This is a genomic window from Massilia niastensis DSM 21313 (genome assembly GCF_000382345.1).
GTDB classification, from domain to species: Bacteria; Pseudomonadota; Gammaproteobacteria; order Burkholderiales; family Burkholderiaceae_D; genus Telluria; species Telluria niastensis.
In genome coordinates this window covers 1-14,525 of record NZ_KB908101.1, presented here as the reverse complement: position 1 = coordinate 14,525, position 14,525 = coordinate 1, and the positions used below count along the sequence as shown (strand labels likewise).

Sequence of the window (14,525 nt, the reverse complement as noted above, 5' to 3'; positions counted from 1 at the left end):
TAAAAGTTAGCTGCTGGGCAACAAAAACAAGGGCAGGTACATACAAATGTATCAAGCCCGCCCTGCCTTGCGTGCACCGAACTGGGTCATCCTGATGAACACCGAGAGCAGTTTCCCATCCGTGGCGGCTGGCGGCACGACGCTGCCGCAGCATTCGCAGGGCCGCGGCTGGCCTGTCTACCCGCTGGGACAAGCGGACACCTGGCCCGAGGGGCCGCGCGCCATCGCCGAGCTGATTGGGGGCTCGTGCTTCCCGATGTTCATGGCGCTGGGCGACGAACTGCGCCTGTTCTACAACAGCGCCTATGCTGACTTGCTGGGCGACAAGCATCCACTGGCGCAAGGGGCGCCGTTCGCGGCGGTGCGGCCGGAATTGTGGCCGCGCCTGCAGCCGGTGATTGCCGGCGCCTTCAACGGGCATGCCACCCGGCTCGAGCATGCGCTGATGGAGTTCGAACGCAACGGCAAGCGCGAGCGCCGCTATTTCAGCTCCTCGTTCTCGCCGGTGCGGCATGCAGGGGCGATCGTCGGCGTGTATGCCGTGCTGAATGAAACCACCTCGGATGTGCTGTCGGAACAGCGCCACGCCTTCCACCTCCGGCTCGGCGAGACCCTGGGTGGACTGGTCGATGCGGTCCACATCATGCAAGCCGCGAGCGCGATGACCGGCGAGACGCTGGGCGTGGCGCGGGTGGGCTACGGCGAGATCGACCGCTGCGGGCGCACCGTCAGCGTCGACCGCGACTGGACCGACGGCGGCATCGCCAGCCTGGCGGGCGAGTCGCGCCTGCTGGAGAGCTTCGGCCCCGCGATCGTCGAACAGCTGCGCGAGGGGCGCACCGTGTGCCTGGACGACATCGCCCTCGACGAGCGCGCCGCGCCGTATGCGGCCGCGTATGCCGGCATCGACGCGCGCGCGATGGTGATCGTCCCGATCATCGAGGAGGGGCGGCTGGCCGCGATCTTCTACCTGCACGAGCGGGGTGCGCGCCACTGGACCGCCCAGGAAGTGGCGATGGCCGAGGACGTGGCGCGCCACACGCGCGAAGTGGTGCGCCGCTCGCGCGTGGAGGAATCGCTGCGCGACGAGAAGCGCATCCTGGAGATGGTCAACCGCAGCGGGCAGGTGCTGGCCTCGACCCTGGACCTGGCCACGCTGCTGCAGTCGATCACCGACGCCGCCACGGAGCTGAGCGGGGCGCGCTTCGGCGCCTTCTTCCACAACGGCCAGGCCGGCGGCGATGCGCTCAACCTGTACACGCTGGCGGGCGCCTCGCGCGAGCATTTCGAGCATCTCGGGCGTCCGCGCACGACGGGCGTGTTCCGCCCCGTCTTCGATGGCGAAGGGCCGGTGCGCAGCGACGACATCACGGTCGATGCGCGCTACGGCGAGCTGGGGCCCTTCCACGGCATGCCGCCGGGGCACCTGGAGGTGCGCAGCTACCTGGCGGTGCCGGTGGTCTCGCGCTCGGGCGAGGTGCTGGGCGGGCTGCTGTTCGGCCATCCGGAACCCGGCGTGTTCACCGAGCGCACCGAGCGCATCATCGCGGGCGTGGCGGCGCAGGCGGCGGTGGCGATGGACAATGCGCGCCTGTATGAGATCGCGCGCAAGTCGGCGCTGGAACGCGACGCGCTGCTGCAGAGCGAGCGCGCGGCGCGCGTGAAGGCCGAGCGCCTGAGCCACACCAAGGACGAATTCCTGGCGATGCTGGCGCACGAGCTGCGCAATCCGCTGGCGCCGATCAGCAGTTCGGCGAGCCTGCTGAGCATGCAGTTCGCGGACGAGCCGCGCATCCGCCAGACCAGCACCATCATCAGCCGCCAGGTCAAGCACATGAGCCGCCTGATCGACGACCTGCTGGACGTCTCGCGCGTGACGCGCGGCCTGGTCAAGCTCAAGCTGGGAGTGGTGGACTTCCGCGACGTGGTGTCGGGCGCGCTCGACCAGACCCGCCCGCTGGTGCTGGAAAAAAGCCACCACGTCGCCGTGCAGCTGCCCGGCGAGCCGGTGTACGTGAAGGGCGACCATACGCGCCTGGTGCAGAGCGTGGCCAACATCATCAACAATGCGGCCAAGTACACGCCGAAGTCGGGCACGATCAGCCTGGTGCTCGAGGCCGGCGACGGCGCGATGCGGCTCCATGTGCGCGACAACGGCTCGGGCATGCCGGCCGACCTGGTGCCGAACGTGTTCGACCTGTTCACGCAGGGCGCGCGCACGCTGGCGCGTTCGCAGGGCGGGCTGGGACTGGGGCTGGCGCTGGTCAGGAAGCTGGTCGAGCTGCACGAGGGCGAGGTGCGCGCGCACAGCGACGGCGTGGGGCAGGGCAGCACCTTCACCCTGAGCCTGCCGTGCGTGGCGGCCGCGCCTGACGGCGCCTGGGCGCCGCCGCAGGAGTTCGGCGCCGGCGGCCCGGCCCTGCAGCGCAAGCTGCGCGTGCTCATCGTGGACGACAACAGCGACGCCGCGGACAGCCTGTCGACCCTGCTGGGCGTGCAGGGCTACGCCACCGCGGTCGACTACGACGCCGCCGCCGGCCTGGCGCGGGCCAGGGCGGAGCGGCCGGACGTCATGCTGATCGATATCGGCCTGCCGGACGTCGACGGCTACCGGCTCGCCGAGCAGCTCCGGGCGCTGCCGGAGGCGGCGGGCACGGTGCTGGTGGCGGTCACCGGCTACGGCCAGCCGAAGGACCGCGAGCGCGCCATCGATGCCGGCTTCGCGCACCACCTGGTCAAGCCGGTGGACATGACCGCGCTGGTGCGCATCCTCGAGTCGACGGCGTCCGCCGCGGCGGCGGCCGCGCTGGCGGCGCCGCAGGCAGCGGCGGCCTGACCGGGGAGCGGACGGGCGGCGCGCGGCGCGGGTTATGATAGCCATTCCGTCAATGAAAGGATGAGCATGTCAGATTTTGTCATTACCGCTCCCGCCGTGCCGTCGGTCGCCGTGGCGGGTTCGAATGCCCGTTTCCCGGTGCGGCGCGTATTCTGCGTCGGCCGCAACTATGCGTCGCACGCGCGCGAGATGGGCAGCGATCCCAACCGCGAGCCGCCGTTCTTCTTCACCAAGCCCGCCGATGCGGTCGTCCCGGCCAGCGCCACGGTGCCGTATCCGACCGAAACCACGGACCTGCACCACGAGGTGGAACTGGTGGTGGCGCTGGGCGTGGGCGGCGCCAACGTGTCGCCCGACGAGGCGCTGAAAATGGTCTGGGGCTACGGCGTCGGCCTGGACCTGACCCGGCGCGACCTGCAGTCCGCGGCCAAGGACACGGGACGCCCGTGGGACATGGCCAAGGGCTTCGACGCCTCGGCGCCGTGCAGCGAACTGCATCCGGTCGGGCAGGTCGGGTATCCGGCCAAGGGACGCATCTGGCTCGAAGTGAACGGCGAGCTGCGCCAGCAGGGGGATCTCGGCGAGATGATCTGGCCGGTGGCGGATGTGATCAGCTACCTGTCGCGCTTCGTGAAGCTGGCGCCCGGGGATCTCATCTATTCGGGCACGCCGTCGGGCGTGGCCGCGCTGGTGCCGGGAGACCGGGTGCGCGGCGGGGTGGATGGGGTCGGCTCGTTCGAGCTGGAGATCGGCGAGCAGTAAGGGCGCTGCGCGCCCGATGCAGTGGCTGCGGTGCGAACCCCGGGGTTCATCGCAGCCGGATCAAGGCCTCCATCTGCTCCAGCAGGGCTTCACGCGCCGCATCGATCCGGTCCCCATTCGTCTTGGCCGACAAGGCCTGTTTCGCTTTCTTCCCGAGGAAATACGCCACGCGTTCGGCGTTCGCCCCCGACGGATGCGGCAAGCCATGCAGGATGCGCTCGCGCCTGACCACCCCTTGCGCGGCCAGCCACTCCAGCCCTTCGCTGACGCTGGCCCCCATCGGGATGTACAGCGCATCCGGCAGCATGGCCGCCTCGTGCGCGAAGTAGCGCAGCACCTGCTCGCGCAGGAAGGCATGGCGTGGCATGGCCGGCGTGCCGCTGTAGTTCTTCCCGTCGACGAACACCGGATGGCGCAGGATCGCGCTCACCTGCACCAGTTCCGCGTCCGCGCCGAACAGGCTGGCGCAGTCCGCGATCCCGAGCCAGCGCTGGACCCCGATCGCATCCAGCAGGGCCACGAAGTTCGGCCTGATCGCGCCGCTGAACGCGCCGGTGAGGCGCGCCGCGCGCAGCGTGTCCGCCACCGAGGCCCCGGCCGCGATCTGGCGCTGCGCTTCGCGCATCGCATTCTTCCACTGCGCGAAGCCGGGCGAAATCCCGACCACCACCACGCGCGCCGCCGGATTGACCGACTCGAACGGAATATAGAAGGCGCCGTAGCGCCCCTCGCGCGCCAGCAGGAAGCGTTCCGGAATCGCGGCCGGTGCGGCGACCGCCGCCAGGTCGAGTGCGCGGATCGCTTCCTTGTAATGGTCGAACAGGATTTCCATGAGATGAGGTTGCGGGGACCGGGACCGGCATTGTGCCATCTTCGCTCACGCGACCGTCGGCGCACGAATTTGGTACGCTAGCGTTAGCGAATGGAGGGAACATGACACGGGTGGCGCTGATCGCGGTGCACGGGATGGGAGAGACCTTGCCGGACTATGCCGACGGCCTGATGGCGGCCGTACGCGCCCGGCTGGGCGGGCTGGCCGACGGCGTGGCGATGCGCTCGGTGTACTACCAGGACATCCTGCAGGACAACCAGAAGCTGGTGTGGGAGCGCACCGCCGCGCATGGCCAGGTGCGCTACCACGCGCTGCGCAAGTTCGTCCTGTTCGGCTTCGGCGACGCGGCCGGCCTCGAGAACCGCAAGGAGATCCCCGCCTCGGTCTACGAACTGGCGCAGGGCGAGATCGCGCGCACCCTGCTGTCGGCGCACGCCACGCGGCCCGGCATGCCGGTCGTGTTCGTCGCGCAGTCGCTCGGCTGCCAGGTCCTGTCGAGCTATATCTACGACGCCCAGAAGGCGGCCGCCGGCAAGCCGGTCGGCGCCGGCATCTGGCGCAATATCGACGCCTGGGCCATGCAGGCATTGGGCCGCACCCTCACCGCCAGCGAACGCCAGTTCATCGGCGCCGGCACCTGCGCCGGCCTGATTACTACCGGCTGCAACATCCCGATCTTCATCGCCGCGCACAAGGAGATGCACATCATCCCGATCGCGCCGCCGACCCCACTGTTCAAGTGGATCAACTTCTACGACCCGGACGACGTGCTCGGCTGGCCCCTGCAGCCGCTGTCCGCCGGCTACCGCGAACTGGTCGAGGACCGCGCGATCAATGCCGGCGACGGCGTGGTCGGCTGGGTGCTGCGCAGCTGGAATCCGCTGGCGCACAACAGCTACTGGAACGACGCGGCGGTGCTGGACGCGATCACGGCCATGCTGCGCCGTTTGCGCGCCTGAGCGTGAACAGCAGGGCGGATGTCGCCCGCGCGCGTCGCGCATATCGCGCTGCTTTTCACATCCCCTCGGACTGCAACGACAAGTGCTCCACGACAGGCCTATACAGCTTGTGCGCGCATGCCTTCGAGCCGTCCAGGCGGCATGCGAAACCATGCTTTTGAACAGGCATAGACAGCTTGTGAAAACGCCTCGTGCAAGTAGGCGAACGACGCGCCATCGATGACGCGTCGCGCGCCATACGCCCCGTTCTGACGGGCTTCCCGGGTTTTCGTATCATGCGCGAGTGCGCTGTCGAACTCGCCTATACAGCTTCTTTTTCTTCCCTCGTCGGGACCTGCGCAGGCGCCTGGAAAAACGCATATGCATCCCATGCAGACGGCACGCGCGAACACGCTGCGCACACGCCGTTCAGGCCCCGTTTTTCGCAGTTCGTCGCGCGGATTCGCGCTTCAGCCAATCTCGCCTTGTGGCTGCGCGCGGTGTGGCTACACTGACTATATCGCCAGAACAAATTCAACACCTGGCGAACTGGAAAACGTGGACCCGCGCGGCCTTTCATGCACCATGGCGCACAGGTCCCTTATTTGGATTCGACCTGAAAGGATGCCTCATCATGCGTATCAAACACCTCGTCATTGCCGCCGCCGCCGCGATCGTCTCACTGTCCGCTTCGGCAGAGCCGCAAAGCGCTACCGAACGCGTCGAAGTGCGCGAAGCCAGGCCAGCACAGAAGCAGATGAAGCCGTTCTTCTATGACCGCGTGCAGGGCGAATACGCGCTCGACAATGGCCGCGTCCTGAACGTGACCGGCGCGAACCGCGTGCTGTATGCGGACATGGGCGAGGGCAAGATTGAGCTCATGCACGTTGGCAAGGGTCGCTTTGTCGCGGTAGACAAGGACATGCGCTTCGCCTTCACCGGCGACCGCATTCCGGACGAGGTCCGCATCAGCATGGCTTCGACGGGCCAGACGCTCGCCCTGGCCAAGCGCTGATCCGAAGCGCCCGGCCCGACGGTCGGCGACCGCCTGCGCGATGTCCCCGCGCGTGGTCCCGGCGAAGGGTCCGTGCGCGACCATGGTTCGTGAATTGGTTCGGCTAGGCCGAACAGAGCAGGGCGCCGGATCCGGTGCGGAGCGCGACCGGAACGCCTTTTTTGCCCGGCTCGACAAGTTGGTATGCGCTGACGAGATTGTCATGTTCCCCCACGACGATACATCTGCGCACCAGATACAAGAAGACGTTGCGCCGATGCAGGTTTGACGTGCGGATCCTTCCGCCCGCCTGCATGGCGAGCGTACCCATGAACACGCCGGCGAGCGAGCGAATCGACGCCGGCGTGCCTTTCCCATTCGCTCTCGATCTGGGCCCGCGCCGCGGTTCGCGCGCGCACGCCCCTGTGCTAGACTCTTTGCGCTTTTGCAACCTGGAGACTGGCAACACATGATGAGAAGAACACTGCTTGCCAGCCTGCTGCTGGCAACTGCCGCCACAGCAGGCGCCGCATCCGCGTCCACGGCCGGCGCGGCGTCCGCCGCCGTGCCGGGCGAGGCCGCCGTCAAGACCGCCAAGTACGCGGTCACGACCTACCGCAACGACCTCGTCGAGACGCTGTCCCGGCTGGTCAGCTACAACACCGTCGCCGACAAGGCGCTACCGTCCGACAAGAATCCCGTCCACATCGCATTCAAGAACGCCCTGAAGCAGGAGGCGGAGCGCCTCGGCCTCGACTACGCCGACCACGGCTGGACCGTGATCATCGGGCTCGGCAGCGGCACGGAACGCGTCGGCGTGATCACGCATGGCGACGTGCAGCCGGTCGATCCGGCCAAGTGGAAGAAATCGCCGTTCGTGCTCGACAGCACCAGCGAGCCGGGCAAGCTGCTGGCGCGCGGCGCCGAGGACGACAAGGGACCGATCGCGACCGCGCTGTATGCGATGAAGTCGATCCGCGACCGCCAGGTGCCGCTGAACAAGCGCATCGAGCTGTACGTGTACATGGGCGAGGAATCCGACTGGGGCCCGCTCACCGAATTCCTCAAGACGCACGAGCCGCCCCAGGTGAACATCACGCTCGACGCCGAATACCCGGCGGTGACGGCGGAGAAGGGCTCCGGCACCGTGGCCGTGACCGTGCCGACGCAGGGCGCGGAAAGCCCGGCCGACGGCGAGCCGTCGATCGCCGAATTCGGCGGCGGCTTCTTCAACAGCCAGATTCCCGAGGATGCCCAGGCCGTGATCGCGCAGGCGACGCCGGAACTGGAAAAGCTGATCCGCGCGCGCGGCGCGAAGCAGGACGGCATGCGCTATGCCTTCGAATGGCGGGGCGCCAGCCTGGCGGTGCGCGCCAAGGGCGTCTCGGCGCATTCGTCGAAGCCGGAAGACGGGGTGAACGCGATCAGCATGCTGGCCGACGCGCTGGCGGTGCGTCCCTGGGCCAACACGCCGGCCGGCGGCGTGGTCAACTACCTGAACGACATGATCGGCACCGGGATCCACGGCGAGAAGTTCGGCAACATCGCCTACCGCGACGGCTTCATGGGACCGATGACCTTTGCGCCGACCGTGATCCGCCAGCGCGACGACGGCATCGAAGTCGCGATCAACATGCGCCGCCCGCAGGGCAAGAGCACCGAGCAGCTGACCAACGAAATCAACGCGGCGCTGGCCCAATGGCAGGGCCGGCGCGTGCCGCTGGCGGACATCAGGGTGCGCATCAACGAACCCTGGGTGCAGAAGAGCGCGCCGCAGCTGCCGACCCTGATGTCGGTGTTCTCGTACTTCACCGGCATGAAGGATCCGAAGCCGGTGGCGATCGGCGGGGGCACCAATTCGCGCCTGTTCCCGAACGCGGTCAGCTTCGGCCCCGGGATGCCGGGCAAGGTCTACACCGGCCATTCCGAGCATGAGTTCATCACCACCAGGCAGCTGCTGCTGAACCTGCAGATGTACACGGCGGTGCTGGTGGAACTGGCGAAGTGAGGGCAGGGCGGGACAGCGTCAGCGCTGCAACCCGCCCTGTCCGGACATCCTCCGGGCGCTGTCGAGTCCTTGTTCGGCTTGTAAGCGTGGCGCCCGCCGAATCATGTAATAATTTCTAATCGTTTTGTAGGATTCAAACTACACTGAAGCTGCTTGGTAACGCTAACTGAAGGGCATTCCCTAGGAAAGGCTGGGACTTAGGCCAAGGGCCTCTTCCCTCTATGGAGCGGCCTCATTGACCCTCGGAAAATGAGGCTGTGCTGACTGGAAAATGTGGCGAAAACGGCATGTTAGGATCGGTGCTTAGCTGCGAATGCATCGAACCCGACATGCATTCGCGCCGGACGTGACCGACATACTTTTATTGCCATGCACAGCAAAGAACTCAAGAAGCCGGACGGACGCAAGCTCACTCTCTACAGCAACCAGCCGATCCCGGACGGGATCATTGCGCCCAGTCCGTTTGCCGATCCCCAGCATGCCAATCCGCACCTGCGCTGGCACCCGCTGCGCGGCGAATGGGTGACCTACGCGGCCTTTCGCCAGAACCGGACCTACCAGCCGCCGCCGCAGTACAACCCGCTGGCGCCGATGAGCGATCCCGAGCATCCGACCGAGATGCCGGCGGGCGAGTACGAGATCGCCGTGTTCGACAACCGCTTCCCGTCGCTGGCCCTGGAATCGCACGATCCGCCCACGGTGACGGTGCCGACCGCGCCGGCCAACGGGCATTGCGAAGTGGTCGTGTTCACGCAGGACCCCGACGCCGCGCTGGCCCACCTGCCGCTGTCGCGCATCGAACTGCTGCTGCAGGTCTGGGGCGACCGCACCATGCGCATCGGCAACCACCAGCACATCCACTACGTGCTGCCGTTCGAGAACCGCGGCGCCGAGGTCGGGGTCACCCTGCACCATCCGCACGGCCAGATCTACGCGTATCCCTTCGTGCCGGCGGTGCCGTCGCGCATGCTGGCCCAGGAACGCGAGTACTACCTCCAGCACGGCACCAGCCTGCTGTGCGACATGGCGCGCGACGAGGCGGCCGACGGCAAGCGCGTGCTCTACCTGGACGACTATGCGATCGCCTTCGTGCCGGCCTGCGCGCGCTACCCGTACGAGGTGTGGGTGCTGCCGACCGCGCCGTGCAAGGATTTCGCCGCGCTGACGCCGCCGCAGCGCGAAGGCCTGGCGCGCGCGCTCAAGACCGTGCTGCTCAAGTTCGAGAACCTGTGGAACCGGCCCTTCCCCTACCTGATGGCCTGGTACCAGGCGCCGACCGACGGCGCCGAGCATCCGGAAACCCAGCTGCACGCGCAGTTCTACCCGCCTTACCGCACGCGCGACCGCCTCAAGTACCTGGCCGGCACCGAGCTGGCCGCCGGCATGTTCGCCATGGACGTGCTGCCCGAAACCACCGCCTACGAGTTGCAGCAGGTGGAGGTGAACCTGGAGGAACCCGCATGAGCGGGCTGGATTGGCGCGCAGCCGAGGTTGCCGACAAGCTGGCCCTGCTGCGCGCGGTACTGCAGCAGGCGAACGCGGGCGCGCTGCGCCTGCGCGGCATGGACTGGTTCGCCTGGGTGACGGCGGGCGGCTCGAGCGCCGTGCTGCATGCCGCCGAGACCGGCGTGGCCGAGGTGCTGGTCACGCCCGAAGACGCCTGCGTGCTTACCGACGAGATCGAAGCCGACCGCCTGCGCGCCGAGGAAGTGCCGCCGGGCTTCACCTTCCATATCGAACCCTGGGCCGAACCGGAACTGCGGGCCCGTTTCGTGCTCAACGCCGCCGCCGGGCGCGCCGTGCTGTCCGACCGCCCGACGGCCGACGAATTCCCGCTGCCGCCGGCGCTGCGCCAGCGCCGCATGGTGCTGAGGGAATCCGAGCAGTCGCGCTACCGGCAGCTGGGCCGCGAGGCGGCCGAGGCGATGAGCGAAGCGCTGCGCGAGGCGCGGCCCGAGTGGACCGAATACCAGCTGGCCGGCGCGGGCGCCGCGGCGCTCTGGCGGCGCGGCATCCATCCGGCCCTGGTGCTGGCCGCCGGCGAGCGCCGCCTGCCGCTGTACCGCCACGCCACGCCCTCGCACGAGCCGATCGGCCAGCGCGCGATGCTGGTGTTCTGCGCCCGCCGCCATGGCCTGTATGCGAACCTGACCCGCTTCGTCACCTTCGGCGCCGCACCCGAGGAGCAGCGCGCGCTGATGGATGTCGAGGCGACCGGACTGGCCGCGGTCAAGCCCGGCAAATCGCTGTCGGCGGTCTACCATGCGCTGGCCCAGGCCTACCGCCATGCCGACCGCGACGGCGCGATCCGCGAACACCACCAGGGCGGCATCACCGGCTACCTGGCGCGCGAGATCGTCGCCACCGCCAGCACCGCGGCCCAGCTGGAGCAGGGCATGGCGTTCGCGTTCAACCCGAGCTTCGCGGGTCTCAAGATCGAAGACACTTTCCTGCTCGGCCCGCAAGGGCTCGAGAATCTGACGTTCGACCCCGGCTGGCCGGCGGTGGACGTACACGGCCGCAAGCGGCCGCTCTGGCTGGAGGCACGCACATCATGATTACCACCGACACCTTCTTTGGCGGCGCGCCCGAGGTGAACGCCTCGGCGCCCGGACGAGTCAACCTGCTCGGCGAGCACACCGACTACAACGACGGCTACATGCTGCCGGTCGCCACGCCGCAGCGCACCGTGGTGGCGATGAGCCGCAGCGGCGACGACCATTTCCACTTCTACTCGCCGAATCTCGACGCCACCGTCACCTTCGCCCGCGACGGCAGCCCGCCGCAGGGCTTCGGCAGCTACATCGAAGGCTGCATCCGGCTGGTGCAGGCCGAGGGCGTCGACGTGCCGCCGCTGCGCCTGTACGTCGAGACCAACCTGCCGGTCGGCTCCGGCCTGTCGTCCTCGGCGGCGCTCGAAGTGGCGACCCTGCGCGCCATGCGTTCGCTGCTGGGCTTCGAGCTCGACGACGTGAAGCTGGCGCGCATTGCGCAGCGCGCCGAAATCGAATACGCCCACGTGAACGTCGGGATCATGGACCAGATGGCGTCCAGCCTGGCCGACGAGAGCAACATGCTGTTCATCGATGCCCGCACGCTGGAGCACCGCCTGGTGGCGCTGCCCGCGGGCACCGAGCTGATCGTGGTCGACTCGGGCGTGGCGCGCCGCCTGGCCGCCAGCAAGTACAACGAGCGCCGCGCCGAATGCGAGGAGGCGTCGCGCAAGCTGGGCGTGCAGGCGCTGCGCGACGTGACCGACCCGGACAGCGTGGAAAGCCTGCCGTCGCCGCTGCGCGAGCGCGCCCGCCACGTGGTGCGGGAAAACCTGCGCGTGCTGGAAGCCGCGGCCGGTGTCAGCCCCGAGCGCTTCGGCGAACTGATGAACGCGTCGCACTTCAGCCTGCGCGACGACTACGAGGTGTCGATTCCCGAGCTGGACGAGCTGTGCGCAGCGTTGCGCGCGGCGCCCGGCGTGCTCGGCGCGCGCCTGACCGGCGCCGGCTTCGGCGGCGCCTGCGTGGCGCTGTGCAGGAGCGGGCACGCCCAGGACGCCGCCGCCAAGGCGCTGGCGGACTACAACAAGCTTGGACGGCAGGGCCGGGTTCTGATTCCGGTGTCCGGTTCCGGTTCCGACTGACAAGAAAGGAAAACAATGAATCAGTTCGAATATCCCCGTCCCCAGCTGGTGCGCGACCAGTGGCTCAACCTGAACGGGAGTTGGCGTTTCTGCTACGACGATGAAGGCCGCTACAAGATGCCGGAAGACGTCGCCGAATGGACCCACGAGATCAACGTGCCGTTCGCGCCCGAGACCGAGATGAGCGGCATTGCCGACACCGGCTTCCACCGGGTCTGCTGGTACGAGCGCGACTTCGAGATCATGCCCAGCGAGGGCCGCACCATCCTGCACTTCGGCGCGGTCGACTACGCGGCCCGCGTCTGGGTCAACGGCAAGCTGGTGGCCGAGCACGAAGGCGGCCACACGCCCTTCGCCGCCGACATCACCTCGGCGCTGAACAGGGACGGCCGCCATATCCTGACCCTGTGGGTCGAGGACGATCCGGCCGACCTGGCCAAGCCGCGCGGCAAGCAGGACTGGCTGCTGGAGCCGCACTCGATCTGGTATCCGCGCACCACCGGCATCTGGCAGACGGTGTGGGTCGAGCAGGTGGCCCCGACCTTCATCCAGTCGCTGCGCTGGACTCCGATCTTCGAGACCTACGAGATCGGCTGCGAGGTGTTCGCCGCCGGCGACACCCAGCAGGAGCTGTTTGTCGAAGTCAAGATCTGGCACGGCGAGCAGTTGCTGGCCGACGACTACTACAAGCTGCTGGCGGGCGAGGCGAACCGCAAGATCGCGCTGTCCGACCCCGGCATCGACGACTCGCGCAACGAGCTCCTGTGGAGCCCCGAGCGTCCGACCCTTCTCGACGCCGAAGTCACCCTGCGCTGCGGCGACGTGGTGCTCGACCGGATCCGCTCGTACACCGCGCTGCGTTCGGTATCGATCAACCGCGACCGCTTCATGCTCAACGGGCGTCCGTACCAGCTGCGCCTGGTGCTCGACCAGGGCTACTGGCCGGAGTCGTTCATGACGGCGCCGAGCGACCAGCACCTCAAGCGCGACGTCGAGCTGGTCAAGCTGATGGGCTTCAACGGCGTGCGCAAGCACCAGAAGATCGAGGACCCGCGCTTCCTGTACTGGGCCGACCGGCTCGGCCTGCTGGTCTGGGAAGAAATGCCTTCGGCCTATCGCTTCAGCTCGCGCGCCATCACGCGCATGGTCAGCGAATGGACCGAGGCCATCCACCGCGACTACAGCCACCCCTGCATCATCGTCTGGGTCGCGTTCAACGAATCCTGGGGCGTGCCGAACCTGACCCTGACCCAGGCCCACCGGAATGCGGTCGAAGCCCTGTACCACCTGACGCGCACGCTCGACTCGACCCGCCCGGTGATCGGTAACGACGGCTGGGAGGCCTCGGCGACCGACATCCTCGGCATCCACGACTACGACAGCGATCCGGAAAAAGTGCTGGCGCGCTACGCGGTCAGCGATCCGGTGCGCACGCTGTTCGACCAGCGGCGTCCCGGCGGGCGCATCCTGACCCTGGACGGCTTCCCGCACCGCGGGCAGCCGATCGTGCTCACCGAGTTCGGCGGCATCGCCTACGATCCGAAACAGAGCCGGGAAACCGAGGAAAAGACCTGGGGCTATACCCGCGCGCACACGGCGGAAAGCTACCTGACGCTGTACCGTCGCCTGCTGCAGGTGGTGAACGAGACCTTCATGTTCAGCGGCTTCTGCTACACGCAGTTCACCGACACCTTCCAGGAAGCGAACGGCCTGCTCAACGCGGACCGCACGCCCAAGCTGCCGCTCGAGGTGATCAGCGCGGCGACGCGCAACCTCACGCTGCAGCGCCTGGACCCGGAGCCGGACCACGATCCGGCCAAGCCGGTCTGATGCCGCATCGGCGTACACCGGCGTCAAGGCCGGTGTACGCGGCGCCGCTAGGGTCTGTCTGACTGTGTTCAGCCCTCAGCCGTAAGACCGTCGCCCCGGCGCAGGCCGGGGCCCAAAGTTCGTTGCGTTACGCTACGGCTGGCAATGCGGTTGATGTTCGTGGTCCCAAAGGAGTAGACTTTATCGACTTGGACGACGCTTTTGGAGGTCGTAAAGCGATGAGCCGGACTGACTTGACTGAGGGGCAATGGCGGCAGCTGGAGCCGCATTTGCCCACCAATCCCTACCATGGCCATGCTTATGTCGAGCATCGGCATGTGATCAACGGAATACTTTGGCGTTTGCGCACAGGAGCGCCCTGGCGCGACATACCTGCCCGCTACGGGCCTTGGCAAACCTGCTATGACCGGTTTGTTCGCTGGTCGCGCGACGGCACTTGGCAACGCCTGCTCAAGGTGATGCAAGCAGCAGCCGAGCAAGCCGGTCTGATTGATTGGGATGGCGCTGCACTCTATGCCACGCATATCAAGGCGCACCGCAGCGCGGCTGGGGCACGAAAGAAACTTCCGCCATCCGAAAAAAGGGGGCCATAGCTGACGAGTGGTTGGGCCGCTCACGCGGCGGCATCACCAGCAAGATCCACTTGTGTGTTGATGGGCACGGTTTGCCTTTGTCCATCGTGATCACG

12 protein-coding genes and 1 pseudogene are annotated in these 14,525 nt (G+C 67.6%); 11 read left to right on the top strand and 2 right to left on the bottom strand.

Annotated features, from left to right (window positions below; all coding sequences use genetic code 11):
- The first annotated feature begins 46 nt into the window (after positions 1 to 46).
- On the top strand, positions 47 to 2,836 hold the full coding sequence (locus H162_RS34745; protein ID WP_169444504.1) for an ATP-binding protein: 2,790 nt from the start codon (positions 47 to 49) through the stop codon (positions 2,834 to 2,836).
- Between the two features lie 66 nt (positions 2,837 to 2,902).
- Positions 2,903 to 3,598: a fumarylacetoacetate hydrolase family protein gene (locus H162_RS0115980; protein WP_026354707.1), complete on the top strand. Its 696-nt coding sequence runs from the start codon at positions 2,903 to 2,905 to the stop codon at positions 3,596 to 3,598.
- Positions 3,599 to 3,644: 46 nt separating this feature from the next.
- On the opposite strand, the gene H162_RS0115975 is transcribed toward H162_RS0115980, so the two are convergent.
- The gene (locus H162_RS0115975) at positions 3,645 to 4,430 is read right to left on the bottom strand and encodes a hypothetical protein (RefSeq protein ID WP_020654486.1); all 786 of its coding nucleotides are present in this window, start codon (positions 4,428 to 4,430) and stop codon (positions 3,645 to 3,647) included.
- A gap of 101 nt (positions 4,431 to 4,531) precedes the next feature.
- Here H162_RS0115975 and H162_RS0115970 point away from each other — a divergent pair, with 101 nt between their 5' ends.
- From H162_RS0115970 to H162_RS0115965, 3 genes are all read left to right on the top strand, one after another.
- The gene (locus H162_RS0115970) at positions 4,532 to 5,389 is read left to right on the top strand and encodes a hypothetical protein (protein ID WP_020654485.1); all 858 of its coding nucleotides are present in this window, start codon (positions 4,532 to 4,534) and stop codon (positions 5,387 to 5,389) included.
- A gap of 191 nt (positions 5,390 to 5,580) precedes the next feature.
- On the top strand, positions 5,581 to 5,883 hold the full coding sequence (locus tag H162_RS34105) for a hypothetical protein (RefSeq protein ID WP_156885645.1): 303 nt from the start codon (positions 5,581 to 5,583) through the stop codon (positions 5,881 to 5,883).
- A 119-nt stretch (positions 5,884 to 6,002) separates the two neighbouring features.
- A complete protein-coding gene (locus H162_RS0115965) occupies positions 6,003 to 6,383 on the top strand; it encodes a hypothetical protein (RefSeq protein ID WP_020654484.1) in 381 nt (126 codons plus the stop codon).
- 103 nt (positions 6,384 to 6,486) lie between these two features.
- Here the strand turns inward: H162_RS0115965 and H162_RS34100 are convergent, their stop codons facing one another.
- Positions 6,487 to 6,693, bottom strand: coding sequence for a hypothetical protein (locus tag H162_RS34100; RefSeq protein WP_156885644.1), 207 nt, complete (start codon positions 6,691 to 6,693; stop codon positions 6,487 to 6,489).
- A gap of 138 nt (positions 6,694 to 6,831) precedes the next feature.
- Here H162_RS34100 and H162_RS0115955 point away from each other — a divergent pair, with 138 nt between their 5' ends.
- From H162_RS0115955 to H162_RS33275, 6 genes and pseudogenes are all read left to right on the top strand, one after another.
- Positions 6,832 to 8,370 (top strand): dipeptidase, encoded by a 1,539-nt coding sequence (locus H162_RS0115955; RefSeq protein ID WP_026354706.1) that lies wholly within the window; start codon positions 6,832 to 6,834, stop codon positions 8,368 to 8,370.
- A 369-nt stretch (positions 8,371 to 8,739) separates the two neighbouring features.
- Positions 8,740 to 9,834, top strand: a complete 1,095-nt coding sequence (gene galT / locus H162_RS0115950; protein ID WP_020654481.1) for a galactose-1-phosphate uridylyltransferase — start codon at positions 8,740 to 8,742, stop codon at positions 9,832 to 9,834.
- A complete protein-coding gene (locus H162_RS0115945) occupies positions 9,831 to 10,928 on the top strand; it encodes a M24 family metallopeptidase (protein WP_020654480.1) in 1,098 nt (365 codons plus the stop codon). Before galT ends, H162_RS0115945 begins: the two co-directional genes overlap by 4 nt.
- A complete protein-coding gene (galK, locus tag H162_RS0115940) occupies positions 10,925 to 12,007 on the top strand; it encodes a galactokinase (RefSeq protein WP_020654479.1) in 1,083 nt (360 codons plus the stop codon). Before H162_RS0115945 ends, galK begins: the two co-directional genes overlap by 4 nt.
- Before the next feature lie 15 nt (positions 12,008 to 12,022).
- On the top strand, positions 12,023 to 13,837 hold the full coding sequence (locus tag H162_RS0115935; RefSeq protein WP_020654478.1) for a glycoside hydrolase family 2 protein: 1,815 nt from the start codon (positions 12,023 to 12,025) through the stop codon (positions 13,835 to 13,837).
- 218 nt (positions 13,838 to 14,055) lie between these two features.
- Positions 14,056 to 14,525, top strand: a pseudogene (locus H162_RS33275) (IS5 family transposase); the annotation flags it as partial.

Excerpts from the sequence above, each read along its gene's own strand:
- H162_RS0115935 (WP_020654478.1), top strand. The coding sequence starts at position 12,023 with ATGAATCAGTTCGAATATCCCCGTCCCCAGCTGGTGCGCGACCAGTGG.
- H162_RS0115945 (WP_020654480.1), top strand. The coding sequence starts at position 9,831 with ATGAGCGGGCTGGATTGGCGCGCAGCCGAGGTTGCCGACAAGCTGGCC.
- H162_RS34100 (WP_156885644.1), bottom strand. The coding sequence starts at position 6,693 with ATGGGTACGCTCGCCATGCAGGCGGGCGGAAGGATCCGCACGTCAAAC.
- H162_RS0115980 (WP_026354707.1), top strand. The coding sequence starts at position 2,903 with ATGTCAGATTTTGTCATTACCGCTCCCGCCGTGCCGTCGGTCGCCGTG.
- H162_RS0115955 (WP_026354706.1), top strand. The coding sequence starts at position 6,832 with ATGATGAGAAGAACACTGCTTGCCAGCCTGCTGCTGGCAACTGCCGCC.
- galT (WP_020654481.1), top strand. The coding sequence starts at position 8,740 with ATGCACAGCAAAGAACTCAAGAAGCCGGACGGACGCAAGCTCACTCTC.
- H162_RS34745 (WP_169444504.1), top strand. The coding sequence starts at position 47 with ATGTATCAAGCCCGCCCTGCCTTGCGTGCACCGAACTGGGTCATCCTG.
- H162_RS0115965 (WP_020654484.1), top strand. The coding sequence starts at position 6,003 with ATGCGTATCAAACACCTCGTCATTGCCGCCGCCGCCGCGATCGTCTCA.
- H162_RS0115975 (WP_020654486.1), bottom strand. The coding sequence starts at position 4,430 with ATGGAAATCCTGTTCGACCATTACAAGGAAGCGATCCGCGCACTCGAC.
- H162_RS0115970 (WP_020654485.1), top strand. The coding sequence starts at position 4,532 with ATGACACGGGTGGCGCTGATCGCGGTGCACGGGATGGGAGAGACCTTG.
- galK (WP_020654479.1), top strand. The coding sequence starts at position 10,925 with ATGATTACCACCGACACCTTCTTTGGCGGCGCGCCCGAGGTGAACGCC.